Source organism: Pseudomonas sp. 18058, from assembly GCF_902706155.1.
Lineage (GTDB): Bacteria > Pseudomonadota > Gammaproteobacteria > Pseudomonadales > Pseudomonadaceae > Aquipseudomonas > Aquipseudomonas rustica.
Window position 1 is genome coordinate 1 of sequence record NZ_CACSJY010000146.1, and the last position, 421, is coordinate 421.

Consider the following 421-nt stretch of genomic DNA (forward strand, 5'->3'; position numbering starts at 1 on the left):
GGCCCCGCCATCGCCGACGTGATGGGCGGGCAGGTCGACTTCATGTTCGGCACCGTGGCGGCCACCTACCCGCTGGTGTCCGGCGGCAAGCTGCGCGCGCTGGCCGTGTCCGCGCCCGAACGCTCCAGGCGCCTGCCCGACGTGCCCACCGTGGCCGAAGCCGCCATCCCGGGCTACGAAGCCTACGAATGGAATGGCGTGTTCCTGCCCGCCGGCACGCCCGCGCCGGTGGTGGCGCGCCTGAACGAGCTGCTCACCGCCGCCACGCGCAGCGCCGCGGCGAAGTCGTTCTACGAGACCGCGGGCTCCGAGCCCTGGACCACCACCTCCGATGAGCTGGCCCGCTTCCAGGCCGGCGAAACGCAGAAGTGGGGCAAGGTCATCAAGGCCGCCGGCATCGAACCGGAATAAGCACCCGCAC

At 72.0% G+C, this 421-nt stretch carries 1 protein-coding gene; it reads left to right on the forward strand.

Annotated elements, in window-relative coordinates; translation table 11 throughout:
- On the forward strand, positions 1-411 hold a 411-nt coding region (locus tag GVL50_RS28560), incomplete at its 5' end, for a tripartite tricarboxylate transporter substrate binding protein (protein WP_256672031.1).
- Positions 412-421: the final 10 nt, after the last annotated feature.